Source organism: Methylomonas sp. DH-1, assembly GCF_046097555.1.
Classification (GTDB): Bacteria; Pseudomonadota; Gammaproteobacteria; order Methylococcales; family Methylomonadaceae; genus Methylomonas; species Methylomonas koyamae.
Genome location: NZ_CP143089.1, coordinates 1694708 through 1720356 on the forward strand (window position 1 = coordinate 1694708; position 25649 = coordinate 1720356).

Here is a 25649-nt window from a genome sequence, read left to right on the forward strand (position 1 = left end):
AGAAATGGGTGGGTAAAAAAATCAATACACCAATAGCGCTTGCAAAACCGATTCGGGCGTTTGATCCAGCCGCTGATAAAGCTCCCCGGCTTGCGCCAACGGATAACGATGAGTGATCCATTGTTGCGGACTTAGCTGGCGAATGGCGCGCCAGGCTGCGGTAAAGCGCCGGGTCTTGTCCCAGCGGCCGCTCAAGATAGGGTCAATGCTGCTGACCTGGCTGGTAGTGAATCGAATCCGGTTACGGTGTGCCGCGCCGCCCAGCGCAATTGGCGCCGATTTTTCGCCATACCAGCTGCCGACGACGATGCGGCTAGTAAAACCGCACAAGTCGATCGCCAGATTGAGGGCTTGCGGCTGGCCGCTGACCTCGTACAGCAAATCGGCGCCGTTGGTATCCGTTGCTGTCAGCATGGTTTTCAACTGTGCTATTTGGGCGGCGGCTGTGGCGTCGAACGCGGCAGTGGCCTTCAGGCTTATTGACCATTCCCGGCGGAGCGCGAAGGCGTCGACCGTAAACAGTTGGTCCAGTGGGAAACGCGCCAACAAGCCGGTCAATAGCAGCCCGACGACCCCTTGTCCGAGCACCACGACCCGCTCTCCGAGCAACGGGGCGCCGTCGTGCACCAGGCTGACGGCGGTTTCGGCGTTGGCCAGAAATACCGCCGCTTCCGGTTCGATACCGTCGGGTACGGCCAAAAGCTGATCCGGCGTGGCGATAAAACAACTGGCGTGCGGTTGAAACGAAAATACCAGTTTGTCCAGCCAGGCCGGATCAACGCCTTCACCGAGCTGTTCAACGCGGCCGACGCAGGCGTAGCCGTAGGGCAGGGGATAAGTCGGTGCATGTTGCAGGGATTTCAGTGTGGCATCCAAATCGATGCCGGGCGGCAATTGGCCTCGATACACCAACAATTCGCTGCCGGCGCTGACTGCCGAACACAGGGTTTTCACCAAAACCTGGCCGGGCGCCGGCGCCGGTAACCGCGTTTCGCGGATCTGCACTTCAAAGGGCTGGGTAAACCAAAGCTGTTGCGCTAGCACGCGATCGCTGCCTCGCGATGGTATTGCAGGCTGCCCCACAGGATCAGATCGTCGCCCAGCATGTGCGATTGCATGGCGTGCAGGCGAGGCAGCGGTTGTTTGGCGCCGATTTGCAAATCGCCGACGCCTTTCAAGCCGCCGACCAGGGTGGGGGCGATAGTCAGTACCAGGGCGTCGGCCAAGCCGGCCTTTAAAAATGCGGTAATGACTTCGGCGCCGCCTTCGACCATCAGATGGCGGATGCCTTGTTGTTTAAGCCAGTGCAGCGCGGCAAACAAATCCACCCGGCCTGTGGCGTCGCCGGCCAGGCCGATTACGTCGGCCTGCCCGGCCAATTGGCGGTTATGCCCGGCACGGGTCAACACCCAGCAACGTTTATCGTCGCGGCGGCACAGCCGTGCCGAATTCGGCATGCGCAGGCTACTATCCAATACGATGGGTTGCGGACTGTGGCCCGGCCATTCGCGCACGGTCAATTGCGGATCGTCGGTTAGCACGGTGCCGATTCCCACCAGAATGCCGTCGTGCAAGCTGCGCAGTTGATGGGTCAAGCGCAACGATTCGGCGCCGCTCAGCCCCAGGCTTTCGCCGGCGCGGGTGGTAATGCTGCCATCCCAGCTTTGGGCGTAACTCAGCGTTACGAACGGGCGGTTACGAACAGCGGCGGCGCGGCGCTGTATTAACAACCAGCGCTCAATTTGCCGGTTCAGGTTCATCGTGTTTCGTAAACGGTGCGTTGGCCTGGGTCGGTTTGAATTGCAGCAGGTGGGCCATGCGCTGGGCTTTGGTGCGCAGGTAATCCAGGTTATCGCGGTTGACAGTGGCTTCCAACGGCAAGCGGCTGTCGACATGGATGCCCTCGGCGGTCAGCGCGCTGATTTTTGCCGGGTTGTTGGTTAGCAATTGTACTGACCGTACCTCCAAATCCTCCAGAATGCGCGCCGCCAGCGAGTAGTCGCGCTCGTCGGCGCCGTGGCCCAACAGCAGGTTGGCGTCGACGGTGTCGTAACCCTGGTCTTGCAAGTTATATGCGCGCAGTTTTTGCAGCAAGCCAATGCCGCGGCCCTCCTGGCGCAAATACACCAAAACGCCGGCGCCGCGTCGGGCAATCCATTCCAGCGAGCGGTCCAGTTGCTCACCGCAATCGCAGCGGCGGGAGCCGAGCACGTCGCCGGTAAAACATTCGGAGTGGATGCGCACCAACACGCGTTCCGCGCCGGCGACATTGCCGGCGACGAAGGCCAGGTGCTCCTTATGGTCCAGGGAATTTTGGTAGTAGCACAGCCGAAACTCGCCGTAAGCGGTGGGTATTCGGGCACTGGTGATTTGGCTAACGTCGGCTTTATTCATGGTTATGGTCAAGGGCGCGCTAAATGGATGGCGTTTATAGCGATTGCGTCAATCGGCCGGTATTGGTGGTTGAATGAATCGCGCGCAAAAAGGTAATGAACCATCGCCTAAACAAATTACATGCCAGTCCCGAAAAATAATCGCTATTACCATGGCCGTTTAATAACGTTTGTTCCGAGATAGACAAAGGGCGCGCTGCTTCGTGCTTCGGCAAACCAGAACGGAATACTGCCAGTAAACGGGGTTCGGTTAATAAGCTGTGTTTGGCAGGTGCGGGCAATAATTGCTGACTGATCAGCAATTATTGCTGTCGATCTGTTGATTGGTCAGCAGCGTGATTGTCTATCAGCTTGGGACGGCAGCGCGTCACGCCGGACGAAATTTACCCAGTCGGCGTACCGCTTCATGTAGGGTTTGGTCGTCCTTGGCAAAGCAGAAACGAACCAGGCCTTCGCCTTCCCGGCCCTGGTAAAAGGCGCTGCCCGGTACGCTGGCTACGCCGGTTTGTTCCAGCAAAGCCAATGCGGCGGTTTTGGCATCCGGGTAACCGAAATGGGCGATGTCGGCCAACACGTAATACGCGCCTTGCGGAATAAACGGCGCCATGCCGGCGGCGGCCAGGCCGTCGCAGATGATGTCGCGCTTGCGCTGGTATTCGTTTCTAAGCTTTTCGAAATAGTCGGACGGCGCATTCAATCCGGCGGCAACGCCATGTTGCAAAGGCGACGGCGCACAGACGTATAGCAGGTCGTTGACCAGATTGATGGCTTTGGTCAAGTCCGGCTTAGCTACCGCGTAGCCCAAGCGCCAGCCGGTGATGCTGAAGGTTTTGGAAAAGCCCATGATGCTGACCGTGCGTTCGGCCAAGCCCGGAATGCTGGCCGGCGAAATGTGGCGGCGGCCGTCGTAGGTAATGTATTCGTAAATCTCGTCGGAGATGACCAGCAAATTGTGCTTGCGGGCGATGCGTTCGACGATTGCCAATTCCTCGCTGCTGAATATCTTGCCGCTGGGATTGGATGGCGTGCAGAGCACCAGGGCGCGGGTATTGGGTTTGACAGCGGCCTCCAGTGCGGATTCTTCCAGACTGAAGGCCGGAGGTGCCAGCGTTAAGAATTGCGGCTCCAGGCCTTGCAGCAGCAGTGTGTTGAGATGGTAGCCGTAGTAAGGCTCCAGCAACAGGACGCCATCGCCGGGATTGAACAAGGCCGCCAGCGTCGCGGCAAAAGCGCCGGTAGTGCCGGCGCTGATGACGATTTCGGCGTCGGCATCGACCGCCAAGCCGTTGTCGCGTTTCAGCTTGCGGGCAATCGCCTGCCGCAACGGAGCGATGCCTTCCGAGGCGGTGTAAGTGTTTTGACCGTCTTGAATGGCCTGGATCGCTGCCTCGCGCACCAACGCCGGCACCGGCAAATCGCCCAGGCCCTGGCCCAGATTAATGCCGCCGACCCGCTCACAGGCTTTGGTCATCAGGCGAATATCGGATGGATGCAGGTTTTCGATACGGCGGGAAACGGTAAAGCTCATCGGTGGCTTGGCAAAATTTAGTTGGCTGTAGGGCGGATCAGATTAGCCGCCGCTCAAGGCAACGGCAAACGGCAAAAAACGATATGGATTTCGAAATTTCCGAAAACGCCGAATTTATTTGGCAGGCGTGGCAGTCGCCGGGCCGATGCCGACGATTTGCAGGATGGTGTCTTCGTCCTTGGCACCGTCGTAGTGGATTTCGTTGCCGTAATGGGTGACGAAGCTGCCGGCCGGCACCGGTTTCAACTCGTCCGGTTTGTGGTCGCTGCCGGTGCCGACCCACCAAGTGCCGGAAATGACGGTGATGAAGCGGTCGTTAGGATGCGAATGCGGCTTGCTGTTGTGGTGGGCCTTCCATTTGTTCAATACCACGTACAGACCGGGTTTGGCCGGGTCGCCGACCAGCACGGCCGTCTCCGAACCGCTGGGGTTGGCAACCCAGTTGATTTGCTCGGGCAGTTTGATCGAGATCGCTTTCGGGTCCAGTTCGGCGGCGCCGGTTACGGCCGAACTTAAGCTCAACAGGATAGCCAGTACCTGGGCGTGCGGTTTGCGGATGATGTGCAGCATGTGTTCTCCAAAAAAATAAGACGGTTCGCGGCTGGATTTCGGAGTGTTCGGTCTTGGGCTCTCCGTTCCGTGGATCGATTGGCGGGAACCCAGCCGCCAAAAAACCCGACCGAACACTCCGAAACCCAGCCTGTGTTATCAAGAGGCCGGTTTGGCCTTGGCCGTTTCCGGCGCGGCGACTGGGTTTTCGCTATGCGGCGTGCCGGCCGGCACCCAGGAATACGGTACCGGTTGTGCCCGATAAACCGCCGGGCTGCTGGTCGGTTTGCCGGTCAGGCTGTCCCTGCCTTGCTTCGGGTACGGGTTGACGTATTCCCAGACGATTTCGCCGTCCTTGCTGATTTGGAAAAAGCGGCCGTTCTGGCCTTCGTCGATCAAGGTATTGCCGTTCGGCAGCCGCCGCGCCGAGCTGATATTGGTGCTGCGGAATGACCAAGCCGGACTGCCCGAATCTTCGGCGGTGTATTGCCAGACGATTTGGTTTTGGATCGGATCGATCTCCAGAATCCGAGAACCGCCGGTTCTGGGTACCACGGCCGGCGGATAACCGGCCACGCCCTGGTTGTCGAATACCAGCAGGTTACCGGCGCCCGGCAAACCTTCCGGGATGATGTGGGCGTCGTGCTGGCCGCTGATTTGATCGACCGGCCTCGGCACGTTGCGCGGATGGTTTTCTTCGCTGGTCGCCGGATAGTGCGGACCTAGGCGCCAAACGATTTTGCCGCTGTGACGGTCGATGATGGCGATGAAATTGGCGTTGCGGGCGTCGAATAGCAGGTTTTCCGGCGCGAAGCGTTTGTCGCCGGCGGCGTACCAACGGTTAGGCCCGACCGGTTTCAGATTGTTGGTGTGGAATACGTCGGCTATTGCCGAATTGCGCACCAGTTTCGATTCCGCCGGGCTGAAGCCGAACTCGTTCAGGTGCTCCGATGCCACCCATTTCCAAACCACTTCTCCGGCCGGGTTCACCTCGTAAACCACATCGTCGATCACAGGTTTCGGTTTGAAGCCTTTGACCGGATGCACCCAGTTTGCCAGTACCGCGGTGTTGCCGTTCGGCAGCCGCGCCCAATCGTGGTGTTGCTGCGCCGCGCCGCCCGGCGCCTTGTCGCCGAAACGCCAGACCGCGTTGCCGTCCCAATCCAGCTCGCCTATGGTTTTGCTGACGCGGCGGTTGATCTGGCCGGGAATCAAATCCGTGCCTTTGCCGTCGGTCAATTCCAATGTGACCAGAACATGGCCGAGTTTGCCGCCGGTCAAGGCCGGATCGATCAGCGTGCTGTGGCTGGCGGCGTCTTTCCATTCGTGTACCGAGTTGCCGTTCATGTCGATCAAGTGGGCAATGTTGTCGCCGCCGGTGAACAACACGTAGCTATTGAAGGCTTTGGCCGGGTCGTAGCGGGTGACGCCGGTCGGGTATACGCTGGGTGCGGCCAGGGCACCGGACGCGTAAAGCGTGCCGGCCAGCGCTAATACCGTGTTTCGCTGGCGGTGCCGAAGACGTCGTAATTTGGGTGTCTGATGTTGCGCAGTTGGGTGTTTAGTCATAAGCCTTATGGATTGCCTGGTGGAGTGGTTCGAGTGTTTGCTAGCGCTTCAGCAATTTGCAAGCCAATCGGTCAGTTTCGGGTAATCGCAGGTGCAGGCCTTCTAAGGTATGGCTCTCCGATTCGGCCCGGTTTGGCGCAACAATTTTGCTGCAGCGGCGTTGCTGCCCCATCAGCACGGCGCCAACATAGGCTGTCCCTGGTTCAACAATTTTCCGCAAAAAAAGCGGCGTCAGTATGCGCGTTAGCCTGCCGCAGGTAAAAAAATGTAAATCCGCGTTAAACGCTTATAAACAGCGAGGTTGAAACCCGATTGCGGCGTCGCCGGCCATTACGCATCCGTCGGTTGGCCGAACGATGGCATGTGCATTGCAAAAGGTGATGCAGGGCACATTTCATCGCGGCCGTTGCTGCATGGATGCCTAATTTCTAATTTGGACAATTAAATCGGGTGAAACAGTGAAAGATTATTCGACAAGCGCAGAGCCGCAAACGCTCGGACCGGATGCGGGCGTTCCGAAAACCGTCAGCCGACGCAGAACCCTGTCGGCCTGCGTTGCGGTGGCGATTGCCGGCGCTTCGCTACTAGCGGCGACCGACGCCCAGGCGGCGCCGGCCAAGAAAGCGGCAAAACGTAACGCCGGCAACAGCAAGGCGGCCAGCGATTTGGAACTCGAGAACCAGCGTTTGCGCCAGGAATTGGCGGCGGCAAAGGCCAGGGAATTGGAGTTGATCAGGAAAGGCTCGGCGGCTGCAGGTGCCGCTGGAGCGGTTGCTGCGGGCGGTGCTACGGCAACCGAGCCCGGCGCCGAGGCCGCGGAAGCCGAATTGCAACTGGCCGAGCAGGAAGACGACAAGGCCAAAGATTTGGGCGAGGTGGTGGTTAAGGCCCGGCCTCGTTTGCAGAAGCTGAAAGACATCCCCAACTCGACCTCGATCCGGAGCGGCGAGGAGTTGCATAAGGAATTGGCGATGGATTTGGGCGACATTTTGAAACGTGCCGGTAACGTCAAATGGAACTACGGTAACGCCCGCACCAGCAGCTTGTCGATGCGCGGCGTCGGCCAGCAGGCGCAAACCGACGCAATGGACCCCAGCGTCGGTACCATCGTCGACAACGTGCCTTACGCCTATAACCCGCTGTCCAGCTTCGACCATTACGACATCGATTCGATTCAGGTCGAGCGCGGCCCGCAAGGCACCGACGGCGGCAAGAACGTCAGCTTGGGCCGGGTCAATATCAACACCCGGCGGCCTACTTTCAACCGGGAAGCGACCTATTCCGCTACCTACGGCCAGTTCAACACTTACATCGGCGACGCCGCCTTGGGCGGGGCGGTGATCGACAATTTCCTGGCCTGGCGCGGCGCGTTCCACGTCAACAAAGGCGAGGGCGCCACCAAAAACCTATATAACACCGACCAGACCTGGTACAACCGCGACCGGGTGTCCGGCCGGATCCAGTTTTTGCTGACGCCGAGCGAGACCTTTAGCACGCTGATCCGCTTCGACGCCAATCCGCGCGGCGAGGAATTCAACAACGGCAACAACTTCTATACGCCGACGCCGCGAATCTCGGCCAACGGCTTGCCGACCAACCTAAACAACGATGCCGGAACCCGTTTGGCGCGGCGCTGGTTCAGAGAGGGCAAGCCCGAATACAGCTACCAAAACAACTACCTGTACGGCAACGGCGAAAACGCCTTCAACCAGGATGCGCAATACGCCTTGATCACCGCCAGCAAGGGCGGCTCGGTGGAAGCCAATTGGGACGCCGGTATCGGTAAGTTCACCTCGATTACCGCTTACCGCGATTTCGAATTCCAGGCCCGCAACGACGGCGACTCGACCCCGTTCGACGTCCAGAAAAACGGCGGCGGCGCGGTACCCGAATTCCGGCAATTGAGCCAGGAGATCAAATTTACCTCCAACTGGGGCAATCTGGTCGATTACGTCGCCGGCGCCTATTTCAACGACCGGAAAATGATCAAAGGCAACCGGGTCGGTTTCGGCCGCGACGCCGGCGCCTGGTTGGCCGGAGCCGGCGCTTACGGCCGGCTGGATGCCGACTCGGCCGGCCGCCAGTTGATGATGGATTCGTTAAACGAATTGCATACCGACAACCCGTATTACATCCATAACAAAACCGCATCCGCCTTCGTCAATGCCAAGTGGCACATCACCGAGCCGTTGACGTTGGAAACCGGGGTACGTTTCAACATCGAAAACCGGCGTCAGGAGACCGATAAGTTCATTACCAACCAAGGTTCCGGTGCCGCATTGAATCCGTACTCGGTCAACGGCATCAACCTGGGCGGTTTCGATACCGTGACCGCGACCGGCGCGCTGACCGCCGCCGCCGCCGCCGATCCGGTACAAGTGGCGCGTGCCGATGCGGTGGCCTTGAAATACTTCGGCGTGGCGACGTATGCCGGTCTGAACGCGACGCAGCTGCGCCAGGTCGGCGATGCGAAAGGCTTGCGGGCCGGCCAGATGGGCTTGCTCTGGGGCCGTGAGCCGGGCCGCAGCTTCAAATCCACCCAGCCCAGCTACCAAGTGCGGCCGACCTATAAATTCAACGAGGACTATACCGGTTACCTGTCCTGGGGCTACAACGAAAAGGCCGGTTTGTCACAGACCGTCAACAGCGTGGCGTACCTGGTCGAGCCGGAGAAAACCAACTCGTTCGAAATCGGTTTGAAATCGACCTTGTTCAATCGGGCGTTGACCTTGAACACCGACTTTTTCTGGACCGAGATCAACAATTACCAGCAAGCGGTACAGGTTATCGACCAATACCAAACCGCGGCTTTGGGTCAGGATACTTATACCTCGATTACCGGCAACGCCAAGGGTGTCCGCGCCTACGGGGTCGAGGTGGACGGTTCGTTGGTCGATACCATTCCGTTTACCTCGGTCAATTTCTCGGGTTCGTATAACGAAGCGTTTTACACCGATTTCAAAAACGCCGGTAAAGCGGCCGAATGGAATAACCTGGCGTCGCCGACTCGCGATCTGACCGGGCAGACCCTGCCGGGGGCTGCCAAATTTACGTTCAGTATCAGCCCCGAGTTCAGGTATCCGGTGGAAGTGTTGGGCAGCAACCAGGAATTCCACACCAGCTTCACCACCGCGTTCACCAGCAGCTATAAATCCGACGTGGCCTTGTCCGAATACAGCGTGATTCCGGCCAACACCACGACCGACTTATCCATCGGTATCGGCCGCAAGGACCGCGCGTTCGACGTGTCGCTGGTGGCGAAGAACATCTTCAACAACCAGACCCCGTTTGCCAAAACCTGGAACAGTTGGCAGCCGGGTATTCCCCAGTGGTTCGGCGTGACGCTGAACGGCAAGTTCTAAACCAATTCTCGTGGTGCCTCCGTACGGGCCAGGGTAACAACCCAGGCCCGTTTTTTTTGCGTTCCGTCCGCGCGCTTTGCCTATCCCGCAATCGAAGTCGAGCCTGCTAGCCCAACAACAGCCGCTGTTGTGCCGCTGTTGAATCTGCATCAGCCGATAAGCCGGCCGGATGGCGACGGCGTCGCTCGACACTGAGTTTGTGCCGGCCGCTTTATAAAAGTCTAATTAAATCAATGGCCAATAAAAATTTTCGCCAGCCGTCGATTTTGCGGATTCGTGGCATGCAAGTTGCAATTTACCGAGGGTACTCAACGTTCAATCGCGTTTGTACGCGAATAACTCATAACAGGAAGAAACAGAATATGAATAAAACCATCCAGCTTGCGATTTTGGCCTTAATGCTCAGCGCCCCGGCCGCATTTGCCGCCGACGAGCATCAGCACGCACAAAAGCCGGCCGCCGAATACAAATATAAAACGCCGAAATTGAACCGCGCCCAATTCGACGCGCTGCTGGCCAAGCCGGAGCAGTTAACCATTATCGACGTGCGCCGGCCGGACGAATTGACGGCCAAAGGCGGCTTTCCGGTGTATTTGAGCATTCAAGCCGCCGAGATCGAAAACGGCCTGGGTTTCATTCCGAAGGACAGAAGCATTGTCACCGTTTCCAATCATGCCGGCAGAGCCGGTGCTGCGGGCGATCTGTTAGCAAGTAAAGGCTTCAAGGTAGTCGGTGCGGTCGGCGCCCAAAACTACGAAGAAGAAGGCGGCAAGCTGGCCAAAATCGCGCCGCCGGAACCGAAAAAATAATTTAAGGATTGAAGAAACCCAAACGGCAGCCGCCGCGGCAGGAAGCGGAAAACGCCCAGTTTTCCGGCCGTTGCGGAGCCGACGCGACATTGTTAATTTTTGGAGGAATCTTATGAGATTGAAATTGGTTTCCGTGCTGCTGTGGGGGGTGACGTTAGCGCTACCCAGCCAGGCGTTCGCGGCAGAAGAAAAAGCGGCCGAGCCGGCCAAGGCCGAAGCCGGCGGTTCGAAGTCGAAACATTGGGCCTACCAGCCGTTGAAATCGCCGGAAGCGCCGGCCGTCAAAAACCAGGACTGGGTCAGAACCCCAATCGACGCTTTTGTGTTGGCGCCGTTAGAGGCTAAAGAATTGGCGCCGTCGCCGGAAATCGAACGCGCAGCCTTCATTCGCCGCGCAACGCTGGATGCCTGGGGCGTGATTCCGACCCCGGAAGAAGTGGAAGCCTTCGTCAACGACACGTCGGACAACGCTTACGAGAAACTGGCCGACCGCTTGCTGGCGTCGCCGAAATATGGCGAGCGCCAGGCCCGGCGCTGGCTGGACTTGGCCCGTTATGCCGACAGTTCCGGCTTCACCAACGACGAGAACCGCGACAACATGTGGCGTTACCGCGATTACGTCGTCAAGTCGTTCAACGAAGATAAACCTTACGCGCAATTCGTACAGGAACAATTGGCCGGCGACGAAATTTATCCGGGCAATACCGACGCCTTGATCGCCACCGGTTTCATCCGAAGCTATCCCGACGACAGCAACTCGCGCGACCTGGTCCAGAAAAAATTCCAGAACCAGACCGATATCACCGATACCGTGGGCGAGGTGTTTCTGGCGCAAACCGTAGGTTGCGCCCGTTGCCACAACCACAAGTTCGACAAGATTTCGATGAAGGAGTACTACCAACTGCAATCGTTCTTCGCCAACGTCAATGCGGTGGACAAGATTCCGGTGCCGGTCAAAGGCGAAACCGAACAGGAATGGGAAAAAGCCAACGCCAAATGGGAAGAGGCGGTCAAGGAAATCAAAGCCAAACGCCAGGCTTTGATCGATCCGGTCAAGGATAAAGCCCGGAAATACAACTACGAGCGGTTCTCGCTGGAGACTCAGGCGGCATTGAACAAACCGGAAAGCCAATGGACGCCGGAAGACCGCTGGATCAACCACCGTTACGATTCCAACGAGAACGAAGCGGCCGCGGCGTTAGCCTTCTATCAGGACAACTCGGCCAAAGGCGCCTACAGCTACGATCCGAGCTATGAGAAAAAAGCCGAAGAGTTTAAGGAGATCAATAAAGAACTGAAAAAATGGGAAAAATTGAAGCCCGTGAAAGGTTCTGTCTACATCTCCGCAGTGTCCGAGCTGGGCCATCCGCAGCAACCGCCGACGCACGTGCGTTTTGCCGGCCAGTTCGACAAGCCGTTGGAAGAAGTGCAACCCGGCTTCCCGGCCGCAATTTCCAGCGAGCAACCGGATATTAAACCGACCGCGGTATCGTCCGGCCGCCGCGCCGCTCTAGCGAAATGGATCGCCAGCCCGACCAATCCGTTGACTGCGAGAGTGTTCGTCAACCGGGTCTGGGGCCAGTATTTCGGCAAAGGCATCGTCGAAACCGTCAGCGACTTCGGTAAAGCCGGTACTAAACCGACCAACCCGGAATTGCTGGATTATCTGGCATCCAATTTCATCAAACAGAATTGGAGCGTGAAAAAGCTGCACAAGGAAATCCTGCTGTCCAGCGTCTACCGCCAGGACTCCAAACCGCGCGAAGACGTGGCTAAAGCCGATCCGGACAACAAATTGCTGGCCGTATTCCCGCGCCAACGCCTGGAAGCCGAACAAATCCGCGATTCGTTATTGGTCGCCTCAGCGAAGTTGGAAGACAGCGTCGGCGGGCCGCCGGTATTCCCGGAAGTACCTAAAGGTTTGAATGCCGGCGATAAATGGCCGGTGGATAAAACCGCCAAGGAAACCAATCGCAGAAGCCTGTACGTGTTTACTAAACGCAGCGTGCCGTATCCGATGTTGGATACCTTCGACATGGCCTCCGCCCAGCAAGTGCACAGCAAGCGCGACGTGACGACGACGCCGTTGCAATCGTTGGCCCTGTTCAACAGCGATACCGTATTCGGTTGGTCGCAGGCTCTGGCCGGGCGAGTAATCAACGAAGCCGGCGCCGACGAATCCGACCAATTGGAACGCTTGTACCAGATTCTGTTTGCCCGCAGCCCGACCGACGCGGAAAAAGAAACCCTGGAAGGCTTCCTGGCAGAGCAGGAAAAAGTGATTAAGCAAAAAGTTGCGGAAGGCAAATTCACCGCCAGCGTGCCGGTCGGCGTGAAGGATGCGGAGAAGCTTGACCCGGTGCGTTCGTCGGCCTTCGTCGACCTGGTGCACGCGGTGGCCAACTCCAACGAATTCGTCTACCGCTTCTAAGCGAACACTTACTGAATATTAGGAAACAGACAATGAACAATAAATCTCGTAGAGACTTTTTAATCAAGAGCGGTTACGGCCTGGGCGGTCTGGCGTTGGGCGGCATGCTGCCCGGATTGAACGGCTTTTCCGGCGCGATGGCTTCCGAACTGGCCGCCGGCGCCGGTATCGTCGATCCGTTGGCGCCGAAAGCGCCGCATTTCGCGCCGAAAGTGAAATCGGTGATCTGGTTGCATATGGACGGCGCGCCGTCCACCATCGACTTGTACGATTACAAGCCGCAATTGGTGAAAATGCACGGCCAGGATATCCCGAAATCGTTCATGGAAGGCATCAAGGAAGGGGTGCGCGGCGGTACCGGTAAATTGTTCGCCACCAACCGTACCTGGAAGCAACACGGCCAAAGCGGCGCCTGGTTCTCCGACCTGTTGCCGAATCTGGCGCAACACGCCGACGAGCTGGCCTTCATCAAGTCCAGCGTGACGATAGGCGCGACCCATAACATTTCGATTCTGAAATTGAACACCGGCGACTTGAATCCGGGCCGGCCGTCGCTGGGCGCCTGGATCAAATACGCATTGGGCACCGCCAATCCGGATTTGCCGGCCTATGTCGTGTTGTACAACGACAAGAAAGAGCCGACCGGCGGCTCAATCAACTGGAGTTCCGGCTTCCTGCCGGCCGTGTACCAGGGCACCGCGTTCCGTCCCGGCGAATCGCCGATCCTGTATCTGGAACGTCCGGAGCTGACTTCGGCCTCCGAGCAGCGCAAAACCCTGGATTTGTTGAAACGCTTGAACGAGCTGGAAGACGCCAGATACCCCGGCGATTCCGAATTGGAAGCCCGCTTGCAGGCTTACGAATTGGCCGACCGGATGCAACGCACGGCGCCGGAAGCCGTCGATCTGAAAAAAGAATCCGATGCGACCAAAGCCCTGTACGGCATTAACGACGACGGCAGCAAAAGCTACGGCGAAGTGTTGCTGCGGGCACGGCGTTTGGTCGAACGCGGCGTGCGTTTCGTACAGGTCATTTCCGGCCCGCAGGAAGTGGCCGGCGACAGCCGCAACTGGGACGGCCATACCCACTTGGAGGAAAACCACAAGAAACACGCCTACGCGGTGGACAAACCGATTGCCGGTCTGTTGACCGACTTGAAACAAAGAGGCCTGCTCGATACCACGTTGGTGGTATGGACCTCCGAGTTCGGCCGCACCTCCTACGGCCAAAGCGGCAACGGCCGCGACCACAACCCTTGGGGTTACACCCAATGGCTGGCCGGCGGCGGCGTCAATGCCGGTTACACCCACGGCGCGACCGACGAAATCGGTTTGCAGGTCGCCGATAAGAGCAAAGCGGTCGATACCTACGACCTGCATGCGACGGTGTTGCAACTGATGGGTCTGGACCATCTGAAAACCACTTACTTCCACAACGGCCGCTCCGAGCGTCCGACCGTGGTGTACGGCAAGGTGATCAAAGAGTTGATTGCGTAACAGCTCTGCGGCGCGTGCCTCATCTTCCCGGTTGGGCCGGGGAGGTGAGGGCCGTTGCGATAGCGAATTTACCGACACGTTTTAAGCAGGAAAGAGGAGACGAATATGTTAGCCAAGCGTTTGCTGGCGTTCAGTATCGGTGCGCTGCTGAGTTCTGCGGCTGCGGGAGCCGACTATGTTTATACGCCGCCTATTCTTGGGGTGGCGGCCGGCGGGGTGCTGGTCGACGAAATCAAGGACGGATTCAACGGCACGGAAGGGCCGCTCGGATACAGCGACGGCAGTTTGCTGTTTACCGAAACCAACGCCAATAAAATTATCCGGATTGCGCCGGACGATACGGTCTCGACCTTTTTGGATAAATCCAACGGTGCCAACGGCCTGGCTTTGGCGCCGGACGGCAGCATCGTTGCGGTGCAGACCTTGAAAACCCAAGTCGGCGTGGTTTATCCGGCCGATAAAAAGCAGACGCTGGCCGCCGATTACCAAGGTACGCCGTTCCAGCGTCCCAACGATCTGGTGCGGGCCAATAACGGCGCAATTTATTTCACCGATAGCGGCACCCGACCCAGTAAGGACAATCCGAACCCGCCGCCCAGTCATCCCGGCGTGTATTACATCGGTCCGGGCGGCGAATTGAAGCAACTGGCCAACGATATCGAGCGGCCGAACGGGATTCAGTTGAGCAAGGACGAGAAGGTGCTTTATGTCGCCAATACGGCCGGCGAACACGTGTTGGCCTACGATATCGCCGCCGACGGCACGATTCAGAACCGGCGGAATTTCGCCAAACTGGCCGGCTGGCGACAAGGCGAGGACGGCAAGTGGTCCGGCGGGGCCGACGGTCTGGCGCTGGACGACGAAGGCCGTTTGTACGTGGCCTCGAATGCCGGCGTCGAAGTTTTCAGCGACAAAGGCGATGCGCTGGGCGTGATTCCGATCCCGAAGAAACCGCAAAATCTGGCGTTCTCCGGTCAGAACAAGAACGTACTGTATGTGGTCGGCCGCGGATCGGCCTATAAAATTCCGCTATTGGCCCGCGGTATATCGACGCGCGCCAAATAGCATTGGCTTTGGTTTTAAGTTTTCATCGCTGGGCTGGGAAGCAAGCGGCGGCCGCGGGATTATCTCCTTGAACCTCGGTCTCGCCGCCGGCAATCGACGGAACGGTTGCCCAAGGACGCAGTTGAAAAGTAAGACGCCTGCCGGCGCGGGGAGCCGGCAAATCGATCAATAGGTATCTCAGTACTCGTGGTGTTAGACACTGGGCGGGCAAGGCGAAAGTCTTGCCCGCTTTTTTTTGCCGTATTGCCGGCCGCTTAGACATTTGCACCTACGGTTCGCATTTGCTAGCGCAGCAACAGGGGGTGTTGCCGGGATGTTGACCAGTCACCAGTTACCGTCTCGCAGCCAGTCCGGGTTTGGCAATGTGTCGGCTAAAGCCGGTAAAAATACCGTTAAAACAATGGTTAATAGTGCTTGGCGCTAATTCGAGTTTTTTGCACAAGATGGCACATGCATTGCATTTACCTAAATAAACCGAATCCGGTTGCGGATTTTTTCGAGGATTAACGAGGAGACTGATTTTTAGCATGGGAACCCAAAAGTGGGCTTTTGCTTTGGCCCTTAGCTTGATTTGCGGCGGGGCGTTTGCCGAAGCCGAATTCGATTTCGAAGAATTGATGAACGATGTCGAAACCAAAATTCAAAGCGTGCAAAACAATATCGCCGCCAAGGATGCGGCGACCGCCGCGACCCAGGCCAAGGAATTGCAGGAGCAGTTCAAACTGGTCGAGGGTTTTTTTCAGAAACGGGGCGATGCGCCGGATGCGGTGCATAACTCGCAGGAATACCAAGGCAAGGCGCAATCGATCCAAAGCGCTTTGGCCGCCGGCGACCTGGATGCCGCGGCAGTGGCTGCGAACGACTTTTCCAAACAATGTCGCGGCGCCTGCCACGATAAATATAAACCGTTGTAAACAAGGTTAAACCAATGAAAAAAACTGTATTCAAGGCGCTGTTGCCGTTCGCCGTTTCCTTGCCGGTGCTGGCGGCGTTGCCGGAGGGCCATCCGGCGCCGGAGTTTTCGGCGCAGGCTTCTCTGGCCGGCAAGGCGTTTGCGTATTCGTTAAAAGACACGCTGCGCAACGGTCCGGTCGTGGTCTATTTCTACCCGTCGGCCTATACCGGCGGCTGCAATTTGCAGGCGCATACCTTTGCCGTAAACCACGATAAATTCGCCGCCGCCGGCGCCTCCATCGTCGGCGTCTCGCTGGACAGCATAGAAAGGTTGAACGATTTCTCGGCCGATCCGAATTATTGCGCGAGCAAGTTTCCGGTCGCGTCCGATGCCGACGGCAGCATTGCGCGGTCCTACGACGTGTCGGTGCGCGAAGCGGCACCGGGTAAACAGGATGCCCGCGGCGTCGAAATCGGGCATGGTTTTGCCGAACGCACCACCTTCGTGGTGGGGCCGGACGGCAAGATCGCGGCCAGTTTCGGCGGTCTGAAACCCGAGGAAAACGTGGCCAAGGCCTTAGAGGTGGTGAAGATCCTGGCCGAACACAAGCCGTAACCGGTGGCGGCTTATTTACAAACGGCGCCGGTGGTTCGCCGCGCTAAATCGGCGTCTGCCGTTGGCGGTTGGCGCCGCAGCGGAAGGTGTTGGCGGAAGCGGGCCTGGCTGGCGCTGGGCACTGCGGCAATCATCGCATCCGCTCCCGGTCTGGCGGCGGATGCTGCCTCTGATATCGGAGCGCAGCATGCCGGTGCCGGCGATCCGGTGGCGGGCAAGCTCAAATCCGACAGCGAACGTTGCCAGGAATGCCATGGCCACGACGGTAACGCCGAAGATTCGCGGATTCCGAAACATGCCGGGCAATTTGCCGCTTACTTGGTCAAGCAGTTGCAGGATTTTCAAAGCGGGGCGCGCCGGCACGAAATCATGGTGAAAATGGCGGCCGATTTGACGCCGGCGGATATGGCGGATATCGCCGCCTATTTCGCCGGGCAGCCCGTCATGCAAGGCCGGTTGGAGCACGAAAACCCGCGCGCGAAGAGTTTGTTCGAAAGCGGCGATCCGGCCCGGGAATTGGCGTCCTGCGAATCCTGCCACGGTAAGAACGGCAAGGGCAGGGTGGAGAACGGGGTGGTTTATCCGGTGATCGGCGGCCAGAACAAATTGTATCTGCGCCGGCAATTGCTGAATTGGAAACTGGGCGAACGCAAAAACAGTGTGGAGGCAGTGATGAACCAAGTAGCCAAAGCCCTGGCCGACGACGAGATCGAGGCCTTGGTCGATTATGTATCGGGGTTGTAAACCATGTCTCGGCCGACGCATCCCGCCCATCCTTTTTACGGAGTAGATATGAAACGTTTTATCGGCGCTAGCCTGTTGTGGTTGACGGCAGCGTTTTCGGTGTTTGCCGATCTGGAGCAACAGGACTACGCACCCGATATCGACGCCCAGGCGTCGCACGCAGGCAAGCCGCTGCATTACTCGCTGCGCCAGGCACGGGCGAAAGGCCCGGTCGTGGTTTATTTCTATCCGACTGCGTTCGGCCGCGGCTGCAGCGTGCAGGCGCGGGCTTTTGCCGAGCATTACGCCGAATTTACCGCGGCCGGCGCTTCCATCGTCGGCGTGTCGCTGGACGGTATCGAGCGGCTGAACCAATTCTCCGCCGACCCGAACACCTGTGCCGGCAAATTCCCGGTGGCTTCCGACCCGGACGGCAAAATCGCCAACGCTTACGGTTTGGCGGTGGACCAATCCACCGTGGGCCGCCTGGATAGCCGCGGCAGCGTCGTCGACCACGGTTCTATCGCCCGCACCACGTTTGTGGTCGGGGCGGACGGTAAGGTGCTGGGCAAGGTCGGCGATTTGAAACCGGCCGAGAACGTGGCTAAGGCGCTGGAGATCGTCAAGGCCGCCGTGGCAAACACCCGGTCTTGAAACCGAACGCCGGCGTCGGGCGGTCCGGTCAGAGGCCGGAGACGAATATAGGCACCAACCCCCTTGGACATGGATGTGGTTTGGCCGGCCTCTGACCCGACCGCCTCAGCGCTGCGCCGCAGCCGGCGGCAAGATTTTCGATAAAGCAAATAAGCGAGGCAGTATGAAGAAGTCGTTGAATTGGTTGCTATACGAAACCCACCGTTGGCTGGGCGTGGTATTGGCGTTGTTTATGTTCGTCTGGTTCGCGTCCGGTCTGTCCATTATGTATACGACGCCGATGACGCAGACCAAGGCGCAACAACTGGCGCATGCGGAAACGCTGGAACCGCAGGCCGGCTGGCTGAGTTTGGGCGAAGTCTGGGCCAACAGCGTCGGGCCGCGCCAGGCGGCGGTTGCCAAGTTGAAAGCCTTGCCAGCAACGGGCGGCGAGACGATGGCCGCCGCGGCCAAAGCCAAACCCGCCGAGGAATTGCCGGTTAACATTGCCGACGCGCGGCTGGTACGCACCGCCGGCGAACCGCTGTGGTTGATCGAGGATACTCAGGGCAACCGGTTTGCGTTCTCGGCGGTAGACGGAAGCTTGCGCGAAATTTCCGCCGAACAGGCGCTGCAAATCGCCCGACATTGGATTGCTGCCGAACAGCCGGAACGGGACGTTAAGTTGAGCTATCTGGAAAGCGTCGACAACCCGATCATCCTGCGTAACCAGGGCGCGTTGCGGCCGTTCCATAAAATAGCCGGCGACGGTGGCGAGGAATTGCTGATTTCGGCGCGGACCGGCGAGGTGTTGCACGCGTCGACCCGCTTCAATCGCGGCTTGTATTGGGTCGGTAACTGGATCCACTTATTCAAGCCGCTGGAGGCCATCGGCCTCGGCCACATCCGCCACGACGTGCAATTGTGGTCCGGTTTGGCGGCGACGATTGCCTGCATCACCGGCCTGATCATCGGCTGGCTACGCTGGCGGCCGGGTTTCGGCGGCAAGCCGACTTATTCCCAAGGCCGTACTCAACCCTACCGGGAATTCTGGTTCAAATGGCATTTCTGGACCGGCTTGATCGGCGGTACCGTTGCGTTGGGTTGGTCCTTGAGCGGCTTTATCGATACCAATCCCGGCAAACTGTTTTCGGAAGGCAATATCGCCAAGGCCGAAGCCAGCCGCTATCTGGGCGGCGAATTGCCGACCGCGATGTTCGACTGGCGGCCCGGTCCGTTACCGGAGATCGCGCGGCGGGCGGACATCGTCGAAATCAACTGGCGCCGCCTCGGTAGCGACACGGTATTGCTGGCCAACGCTCGCGACGGCCAACGTCTGCCGCAAACCCCGGACGGCGTCGGTCCGCGCTTCAGCGAAGCCGCCTTGGCCGCCGCACTGCAACGCCTGGCTGGCGCCGGCGACTCGGTCGAGCTGGCGGTGTTGGACGATTACGACAGCTATTACTACCCGCGTCACCATCAAACCCAGGTCGACAAGCCGCTGCCGGTCGTATTGGCGCAATTCCACGACCAGGCCGGCACCCGGGTTTACCTCGATCCGCAAGACGGCCGCATCCTGGCCAAATTGGACAGCCGCCGCCGGCTTTACCGCTGGCTGTATTCCGGCTTGCACCATTGGGATTTCGGCTGGCTGTATTACCGGCCGATCTGGGATGTATGGATGCTGACTTGGGTCGGCTTCGGCGTGGTATTGGGCGCCAGCTCGCTGGTAATCGGCTGGAAACGGCTGAAAAAAACCTTTGCCCCGAAGAAGCGCCGCAGAGCTGCGGTTCAGGCTGGTGCGCCGTTGCCGGCAACGCTGGCCACCGAAGCGGCGGATTAAATTCAACCAGCCAGGCTGCCGGCGGCGGCTTGGCCTAATTAACCGGCGGCGACGCGCCGCCTCAATCGATATAACCGGATGGGAGATTCAACATGGGTTTTAGCGTTCCGCACTTATTGGTAGTGCTGGCAATAGTGGTACTGGTATTCGGCACCAAGCGTCTGAAAGACGTCGGCGCCGACTTGGGCGATGCGATCAAGGGCTTTCGCAAAGCGGTACAAGAGGGCGAAGCGGATGCGGCCGGCGCCGGCAACGACCGCTTGCTGAACGACGCCAATCTGTCGAAAACCGAGCAGTAACCTTTCTCAAAGGCCGCTCGCAGGCCATATTTCAACCGCCGTCGCCCGCTGGGCGATGGCGGTTTATCCTTTTCCGGCGGGGCCGGATACCCCGCATCTTGTTTATACCGTCGTGGCTGATGTTCCTTCGCAATGCACCTGGCTGAATCGGCATTTATTGGGCTGGTTCGCGGGACGGCTGCCGATTGATCGGCTAGCGTTTTGCCTGATTCTATCCACGCGATGTTTCGATTAGTGGTGCTGGTATCGGCCATAGGCTACCAATGCTTTGATCCCAACTGGCTGAAAGTGAAAGAATTTAGGTGCCAGCCACACAATACCCCCTCTGCATGGAAAAACCGATACGACCAATATCGTAGTGGTAAGGTCGCGTAGTTCGGAAAATTAAGGCTTTGCCTACCATTCACCGATTGCAACGTGACTTTGCCGGGAAAATTAGCTAAAACACCCAGCTCCGTAACTAAGCAGGCGCCCGCCCGTGCCGGGATTGGAAAATCGAATATGGAAATCTTCAGCCTACTCAATCGGCAATTGGTCAAAGTCTTGGGCAACACGCTACCGGCATTGGACGCCGACTGGTGGCATTCACTGGTACTGGACAAATTAACCTACCAGCAAAAAAGCTTTGCCGTATCTCTGCCGCCGCAAGCATTGGAACGCCTGGACTTGGCGGCCCTATTGCGCCTAGCCGACCAAAATTGGTACGACATAGCCAACCAAGGCGGTTTCAACCGGGAAGCGCGAAATTGGCTGAAAGAAGCCCAAACCATCCGCAACCGCTGGGCGCATGCGCCGGCCGAGGGCTTGCCGGACGACGTGCGCTACCGGGATATCGATACCATTGAACGCTTGCTGCAAGCGTTTGCTGCTGACAACGAAACCTTGGGCCAGATAAAACAGGAAAAGCAGGAGCTGCTGAACCGTTTGGCTTGCCAACAAAAAACGCTGGACGAGGCAGCGCCGGAATCGATTTCTACAAATACTGGCTACAAACCCGGCGACATGGTTCGTCTCAAAGCCGATCCACGCAAAACCGGCGCGATCACGGCGGTTTTAAATGCAGAAGCTGAAAACCGCTACCAAGTATTTATTGATGGTTCAATTTCGAGTTTGTACGAATCTCAGCTTGAACCGATAACCGTCGCCACGACCAGAACCACCGTGACCCCGGACGAATTGCATGCGGCGATGACCGCGTTGCAATTGCGCCATCCCAGCACCCGCCATCTCTATTCGTTATTCGCTTCACGCATAGCCGCCTAATTGCGCCTGGTGAAAGGCCTCGTTTTGCCCATTCAAATTAACGCAACAGAACCTCGCCAAATGCTAAAGAGCTATTGTCAAATCTGGTGTTCAGGCCTTGATCAAGCGGCGATCTGATTGCCGGTTTCTAGCTCAATGCCGTCCTTGAACGGAACCCCGGTAATCACTTTGGCGAGATAATCAAATCCTCGCTGGCGTCGCCAGGTTTTCTCAGCCGTTTGTCCCAGTTTGAATAGCATGTGCAACATGCCATCGCGGGCGAGACAGCCTTTGGCACGCTTGGTGCGATGGCGAATAGTGGCGAAGGTTGATTCGATGGGGTTGGTTGTTCGAATGCTTTGCCAGTGCTGAGCCGGAAAGTCATAGAAGGCCAGCAGTTCATGCCGGTCGCGATACAGACATTCAACCGCCTTGGGATATTTGGCGTCATAGAGCGTGGCGAACTGGTCGAAGGCGCGCTCGGCGTTCTTCTGGGTATCAGCCTGCCATATGTCATACAGCGACTGTTTCATCTTGGGTTGCACCGCTTTTGGAACGCGATTGAGCACGTTGTTCATTTTATGCACCCAACAGCGTTGTTGCCGAGCGTTGCTGTAAACCTCATCCAGCGCCGCCCAGAAACCCATCGCGCCGTCGCCAATGGCGAGTTTGGGGCTGTTCATACCGCGCGCTTTCAGGCCCAGCAGCACTTCCCGCCAACTCTGCGTCGATTCACGCACGCCGTCCTCAATCGCCAGAAAGCGTTTTTCACCGCGCTCATTGACGCCGATGATAACCAAGGCACACAGCTTGACATCTTCCGTCCGCAGGCCACTGTAAATGCCGTCGGCCCAGATATAGACCCACTGATCACGATCCAGGCGACTGGTCCGCCAATCGTTATATTCCGCCGCCCATGCGCGTTTCAAGCGGGCCACGGTGCTGGCCGACAATCCCTTGGCATCCGGCCCAACCAGGACTTCCAGTGCGGCTTCCATCTCACCACTGGAAATACCTTTCAAGTACAACCAGGGCAATGCGGCTGACAAGGAACGCGTCTTCCGAACATAGGGTGGCACCAATGCAGAACGAAAGGTGGCGCCTTGGCCGTCTTTCGCCCGAACCTTGGGAACCTTCACCGCCACGGGCCCGATACCTGTCTGAATCTCGCGCTCCGGTTGATAACCGTTACGAACGACGGCAGCCCGACCATCGCTCAGCTTCCGTTCGCTGAAGGCTTCCATATAGGCTGCCAATTCAGCTTCGATGGCTTGCTCAATTAGCTTGCGAGCCCCTTGCCGGATCAGGTTGGTCAATGGATCGGCATTCTCTTCTCGACTGGACAGGTCGATTACATTACTCTTCTTCATCGTGGCGTATCCTTGGAGTTGATCGTTTTGTTTGGTCACAAATAATCAACCAGATACGCCGCTTCTCTTCAACTACCAAACACCAGATTCAGTTATAGCTCAATGCTAAATTCTGATTTATTCAACAATGTCTCTCAAAGGAGAACGCGAATGTCTGAAGTAAACGGACAAACCACCTACACCAAAGCGCAATTCTTTAAATGCGCTTTGCAGGTCAATCCGGCGGGTTACATCAAATATCGCGGGGCACAACAAACGTTATCCGAGGATGAATATAACCAACAGCTATTAACGGCTGCGCTAGAGGCTGGCGTTAAGTTGGTTGGTTTGGCCGATCATGGGTCAGTGGATGGCGTCGATAAGCTGAGAAGTCTATTTGCTCAAAATGACATTGTGGTGCTACCCGGTTTTGAAATCGCTTCTAGTGAAAAAATCCATTTTGTTTGTCTGTTCGATGAAAACTCGCTAACAGATCAACTTAAGATGCATCTTGGCGCATTAGGCATCGACATAATGAATCCGGCATCACCAGTACAGAAATCCGCGATAGAAATCGTTAATTATGTAAATGATAAAAATGGTTTCATTTTTGCCGCTCATAGCACTAATGATGACGGTGTTTTGAAACGCCGAATGAATCACGTATGGGGACACAAAGGGTTATTAGCGGCCCAGATTCCGGGCTCTGTAGATGATCTTAAAGGTGTGGAGGATGATTTCTACCGAAAAGCCTTTCTGAATAAAGATGTTAATTACCAACGTGAAAGGGAAATGGCAGCAATCAATGCTGCGGATGTAGTCAAGCCGGAAGACATCAAAGACCCAAGTGCCTCTTGTTTGATCAAGATGACAAAGCCGTGTTTTGCCTCGTTTAAGCAAGCGTTTTTGGATGCCGGTTCGCGGGTTCGGTTGAACTCCGACAAGCCGGAAAACTTTGCATCAGCCCTCGAGCGGGTTCGGTTTGTCGGTGGCTATTTAGATGGCGTCGACATTGAGCTGTCGGAACACTTAAATGCGGTAATCGGTGGCCGCGGCACCGGTAAGTCGACGTTACTGGAATGTATTCGCTTTGCGCTTGACCTAGAGCCTTTCGGCAAAGAGGCGAAATCCAAGCACGATGCCATTTTGAAAAATAACTTGGGCAAAGAAAGCGGTAGTGTCGAATTGACGATACGTTCTGCCGCGATGCATGGCCGTAAATTTGTGGTCAGCCGCAAGTGGGGGAATCAGCCGTTTGTCGTTGATGATCAAGACAAGGTTACGCCTTACAAACCCATTGATATCTTGCCGGGTATCGAGCTTTACGGGCAAAACGAAATCTATGAGATGACCCGCGATTCGTTGAGTCGGAACCGATTAATTGAACGTTTTCTGGAGGGCGACCACGCTAATTTCGATACCACTATCGACCAGGTTTTGACTAAGCTGCAAGAGAATCGGCAAGCCATTAGTCGCGCGACGCAACAAAAAATTGAACTGGAAGCCGATGTCGAGCGCTTGCCCAAGTTGCAGGACCAGGCCAGTCAATTCAAAAGCCTGGGCTTAGATGAAAAACTAAAGATCATTCCAACGCTGGAAAAGGAAAAGCAACTTAGCGAACGCGTAACTGAGGAAATTGCACGCGTTGATCAAGCGATTATTACGCTAAAAGATAGTTTGCCGGATACCGCTTTTCTGAGCGATACCGCTGTGGATGGCTTGCCTCATGCTGATCTACTTAAACAACAGCGAGATTTACTTGAGCAACTGACGAATCATCTAACTGCTGCACTCGCGCAGTTTGATGAATTTGCCTCGACAACAACAGCGGGACTTTTACCGTTGCAGCAACAGTTACAGGCCGCAATTACAGGCGAGGAACAACTGCTGGAGAGTGCCTTTAAAGAAATCCCGGCTAGCCAAGGCAAAACAGGCAGACAGATTGGTGCCGAGTATCAAACTCTGCTTAAACAGATTGAGCAGATCAGGCCAAAGCAGACGGCCTTGCAGAATAGGCAAGCTCAGATTGATGAGCTTTATGCCCAGCGTAGAAGCTATTTGCTGGAGCTGAACCAAAAAACCAGTGAACGATCGAGCGCGATGCAAAAATCGGTTAAGCGCTTAAACAAGAAATTGGAGCAAAAAGTACATTTGGCGCTACGAAGCGAGGGTAATCGTCAAGTGCTGGTTAGTTTTATTGAGTCCTGCAAGTTGGACGGTGTGGGCGCCAAAAGATTAGCTTGGATATTGGAGGGTAACTTTTCTCCGGCGCATTTGGCCGCTACTATCCGCAATGGTGATCTGACATCTCTTCAATTCGATTTTGGGGCAACGCCCGCCGTTGCTCAAGCTTTATGCCGAATGACTGAGAGTCAGTTACTCAATATGGAAGAGTTATTAATACCCGATACCATGGCAATTGAACTCAATGTCACCCATGGCGGGCGAGAAGCGAATTTCCGGCCTATCGATGAACTGTCTACCGGACAACAATGTACGGCGGTGTTGCATCTGTTGTTATTGGATAACCAAGACCCGCTTATTCTCGATCAACCTGAAGACAACTTGGATAACGCTTTTATCGCCGAGCGTATTGTGTCCGAACTGCGTCGGGCCAAACTCTCACGGCAATTTTTGTTTGCCACTCACAATGCCAATATTCCGGTATTCGGTGACGCAGAGTGGATTGGAGTGTTAAGCGTAGATGACAATAAAGGCAGGATTATGCCCGAGCAGCAAGGCGCTATCGATGTGCCTGCGATCCAACAATTAGCGGCCGAAATACTGGAAGGCGGCAAAAGCGCATTTAATCAGCGTCGTGAAAAGTATGGCTTTGAATAGACTCAGG

General features: G+C 57.0%; 20 protein-coding genes. 13 read left to right on the forward strand and 7 right to left on the reverse strand.

The genetic code is table 11. The annotated features are described in order from the left end of the window. Positions 1–21: 21 nt before the first annotated feature. The 6 genes from VXJ35_RS08065 to VXJ35_RS08090 form a co-directional block, all read right to left on the reverse strand. The gene (locus VXJ35_RS08065; protein WP_064021189.1) at positions 22–1044 is read right to left on the reverse strand and encodes a zinc-binding alcohol dehydrogenase; all 1023 of its coding nucleotides are present in this window, start codon (positions 1042–1044) and stop codon (positions 22–24) included. Continuing rightward, positions 1038–1760, reverse strand: coding sequence for a RibD family protein (locus tag VXJ35_RS08070; RefSeq protein ID WP_064021190.1), 723 nt, complete (start codon positions 1758–1760; stop codon positions 1038–1040). Before VXJ35_RS08070 ends, VXJ35_RS08065 begins: the two co-directional genes overlap by 7 nt. Beyond that, positions 1738–2394 carry a GTP cyclohydrolase II gene (gene ribA, locus VXJ35_RS08075; RefSeq protein WP_064021191.1) on the reverse strand — a complete coding sequence of 219 codons (657 nt, stop codon included), beginning with the start codon at positions 2392–2394 and terminating at the stop codon, positions 1738–1740. Before ribA ends, VXJ35_RS08070 begins: the two co-directional genes overlap by 23 nt. Before the next feature lie 366 nt (positions 2395–2760). Continuing rightward, entirely contained in the window at positions 2761–3921 is a 1161-nt protein-coding gene (locus VXJ35_RS08080; RefSeq protein WP_064021193.1) for a pyridoxal phosphate-dependent aminotransferase, read from the reverse strand. 114 nt (positions 3922–4035) lie between these two features. Continuing rightward, entirely contained in the window at positions 4036–4491 is a 456-nt protein-coding gene (locus VXJ35_RS08085; RefSeq protein ID WP_064021194.1) for a cupin domain-containing protein, read from the reverse strand. Between the two features lie 138 nt (positions 4492–4629). After that, positions 4630–6039 carry an arylsulfotransferase family protein gene (locus VXJ35_RS08090; RefSeq protein WP_082880846.1) on the reverse strand — a complete coding sequence of 470 codons (1410 nt, stop codon included), beginning with the start codon at positions 6037–6039 and terminating at the stop codon, positions 4630–4632. Positions 6040–6497: 458 nt separating this feature from the next. On the opposite strand from VXJ35_RS08090, the gene VXJ35_RS08095 reads away from it, so the two are divergent. The 12 genes from VXJ35_RS08095 to VXJ35_RS08150 all read left to right on the forward strand — a co-directional run bounded on the left by VXJ35_RS08095 (position 6498) and on the right by VXJ35_RS08150 (position 21473). Then, the gene (locus VXJ35_RS08095; RefSeq protein ID WP_064021195.1) at positions 6498–9401 is read left to right on the forward strand and encodes a TonB-dependent receptor; all 2904 of its coding nucleotides are present in this window, start codon (positions 6498–6500) and stop codon (positions 9399–9401) included. 362 nt (positions 9402–9763) lie between these two features. Then, positions 9764–10210: a hypothetical protein gene (locus VXJ35_RS08100; protein WP_064021196.1), complete on the forward strand. Its 447-nt coding sequence runs from the start codon at positions 9764–9766 to the stop codon at positions 10208–10210. A gap of 112 nt (positions 10211–10322) precedes the next feature. After that, positions 10323–12641 (forward strand): DUF1549 and DUF1553 domain-containing protein, encoded by a 2319-nt coding sequence (locus tag VXJ35_RS08105; RefSeq protein ID WP_082880848.1) that lies wholly within the window; start codon positions 10323–10325, stop codon positions 12639–12641. Between the two features lie 32 nt (positions 12642–12673). Continuing rightward, complete coding sequence (locus tag VXJ35_RS08110) at positions 12674–14137, forward strand: DUF1501 domain-containing protein (protein WP_064021197.1); 1464 nt, start codon at positions 12674–12676, stop codon at positions 14135–14137. Between the two features lie 105 nt (positions 14138–14242). Beyond that, positions 14243–15202, forward strand: coding sequence for an SMP-30/gluconolactonase/LRE family protein (locus VXJ35_RS08115; RefSeq protein WP_064021198.1), 960 nt, complete (start codon positions 14243–14245; stop codon positions 15200–15202). A gap of 527 nt (positions 15203–15729) precedes the next feature. Beyond that, entirely contained in the window at positions 15730–16116 is a 387-nt protein-coding gene (locus tag VXJ35_RS08120; protein ID WP_064021199.1) for a hypothetical protein, read from the forward strand. Between the two features lie 14 nt (positions 16117–16130). Beyond that, complete coding sequence (locus VXJ35_RS08125; RefSeq protein ID WP_064021200.1) at positions 16131–16712, forward strand: peroxiredoxin; 582 nt, start codon at positions 16131–16133, stop codon at positions 16710–16712. Positions 16713–16715: 3 nt separating this feature from the next. Then, on the forward strand, positions 16716–17456 hold the full coding sequence (locus tag VXJ35_RS08130) for a c-type cytochrome (protein WP_231914877.1): 741 nt from the start codon (positions 16716–16718) through the stop codon (positions 17454–17456). 48 nt (positions 17457–17504) lie between these two features. Next, complete coding sequence (locus VXJ35_RS08135) at positions 17505–18089, forward strand: peroxiredoxin (protein ID WP_054763189.1); 585 nt, start codon at positions 17505–17507, stop codon at positions 18087–18089. Between the two features lie 163 nt (positions 18090–18252). Then, complete coding sequence (locus tag VXJ35_RS08140) at positions 18253–19911, forward strand: PepSY domain-containing protein (RefSeq protein ID WP_064023428.1); 1659 nt, start codon at positions 18253–18255, stop codon at positions 19909–19911. Between the two features lie 92 nt (positions 19912–20003). Further along, a complete protein-coding gene (gene tatA / locus VXJ35_RS08145; RefSeq protein ID WP_064021201.1) occupies positions 20004–20210 on the forward strand; it encodes a twin-arginine translocase TatA/TatE family subunit in 207 nt (68 codons plus the stop codon). Between the two features lie 501 nt (positions 20211–20711). Next, a complete protein-coding gene (locus tag VXJ35_RS08150; protein WP_064021202.1) occupies positions 20712–21473 on the forward strand; it encodes a Swt1 family HEPN domain-containing protein in 762 nt (253 codons plus the stop codon). 101 nt (positions 21474–21574) lie between these two features. On the opposite strand, the gene VXJ35_RS08155 is transcribed toward VXJ35_RS08150, so the two are convergent. Then, positions 21575–22822, reverse strand: a complete 1248-nt coding sequence (locus VXJ35_RS08155) for an IS256 family transposase (protein WP_064023311.1) — start codon at positions 22820–22822, stop codon at positions 21575–21577. A 150-nt stretch (positions 22823–22972) separates the two neighbouring features. On the opposite strand from VXJ35_RS08155, the gene VXJ35_RS08160 reads away from it, so the two are divergent. After that, positions 22973–25642, forward strand: coding sequence for a TrlF family AAA-like ATPase (locus tag VXJ35_RS08160; RefSeq protein WP_064021203.1), 2670 nt, complete (start codon positions 22973–22975; stop codon positions 25640–25642). The last annotated feature ends 7 nt before the right edge of the window (positions 25643–25649 follow it).

Excerpts from the sequence above, each read along its gene's own strand:
- VXJ35_RS08125 (WP_064021200.1), top strand. The coding sequence starts at position 16,131 with ATGAAAAAAACTGTATTCAAGGCGCTGTTGCCGTTCGCCGTTTCCTTG.
- tatA (WP_064021201.1), top strand. The coding sequence starts at position 20,004 with ATGGGTTTTAGCGTTCCGCACTTATTGGTAGTGCTGGCAATAGTGGTA.
- VXJ35_RS08085 (WP_064021194.1), bottom strand. The coding sequence starts at position 4,491 with ATGCTGCACATCATCCGCAAACCGCACGCCCAGGTACTGGCTATCCTG.
- VXJ35_RS08120 (WP_064021199.1), top strand. The coding sequence starts at position 15,730 with ATGGGAACCCAAAAGTGGGCTTTTGCTTTGGCCCTTAGCTTGATTTGC.
- VXJ35_RS08090 (WP_082880846.1), bottom strand. The coding sequence starts at position 6,039 with ATGACTAAACACCCAACTGCGCAACATCAGACACCCAAATTACGACGT.
- VXJ35_RS08080 (WP_064021193.1), bottom strand. The coding sequence starts at position 3,921 with ATGAGCTTTACCGTTTCCCGCCGTATCGAAAACCTGCATCCATCCGAT.
- VXJ35_RS08135 (WP_054763189.1), top strand. The coding sequence starts at position 17,505 with ATGAAACGTTTTATCGGCGCTAGCCTGTTGTGGTTGACGGCAGCGTTT.
- VXJ35_RS08110 (WP_064021197.1), top strand. The coding sequence starts at position 12,674 with ATGAACAATAAATCTCGTAGAGACTTTTTAATCAAGAGCGGTTACGGC.
- VXJ35_RS08105 (WP_082880848.1), top strand. The coding sequence starts at position 10,323 with ATGAGATTGAAATTGGTTTCCGTGCTGCTGTGGGGGGTGACGTTAGCG.
- VXJ35_RS08100 (WP_064021196.1), top strand. The coding sequence starts at position 9,764 with ATGAATAAAACCATCCAGCTTGCGATTTTGGCCTTAATGCTCAGCGCC.
- VXJ35_RS08155 (WP_064023311.1), bottom strand. The coding sequence starts at position 22,822 with ATGAAGAAGAGTAATGTAATCGACCTGTCCAGTCGAGAAGAGAATGCC.
- VXJ35_RS08150 (WP_064021202.1), top strand. The coding sequence starts at position 20,712 with ATGGAAATCTTCAGCCTACTCAATCGGCAATTGGTCAAAGTCTTGGGC.
- VXJ35_RS08160 (WP_064021203.1), top strand. The coding sequence starts at position 22,973 with ATGTCTGAAGTAAACGGACAAACCACCTACACCAAAGCGCAATTCTTT.
- VXJ35_RS08070 (WP_064021190.1), bottom strand. The coding sequence starts at position 1,760 with ATGAACCTGAACCGGCAAATTGAGCGCTGGTTGTTAATACAGCGCCGC.
- VXJ35_RS08115 (WP_064021198.1), top strand. The coding sequence starts at position 14,243 with ATGTTAGCCAAGCGTTTGCTGGCGTTCAGTATCGGTGCGCTGCTGAGT.
- ribA (WP_064021191.1), bottom strand. The coding sequence starts at position 2,394 with ATGAATAAAGCCGACGTTAGCCAAATCACCAGTGCCCGAATACCCACC.
- VXJ35_RS08140 (WP_064023428.1), top strand. The coding sequence starts at position 18,253 with ATGAAGAAGTCGTTGAATTGGTTGCTATACGAAACCCACCGTTGGCTG.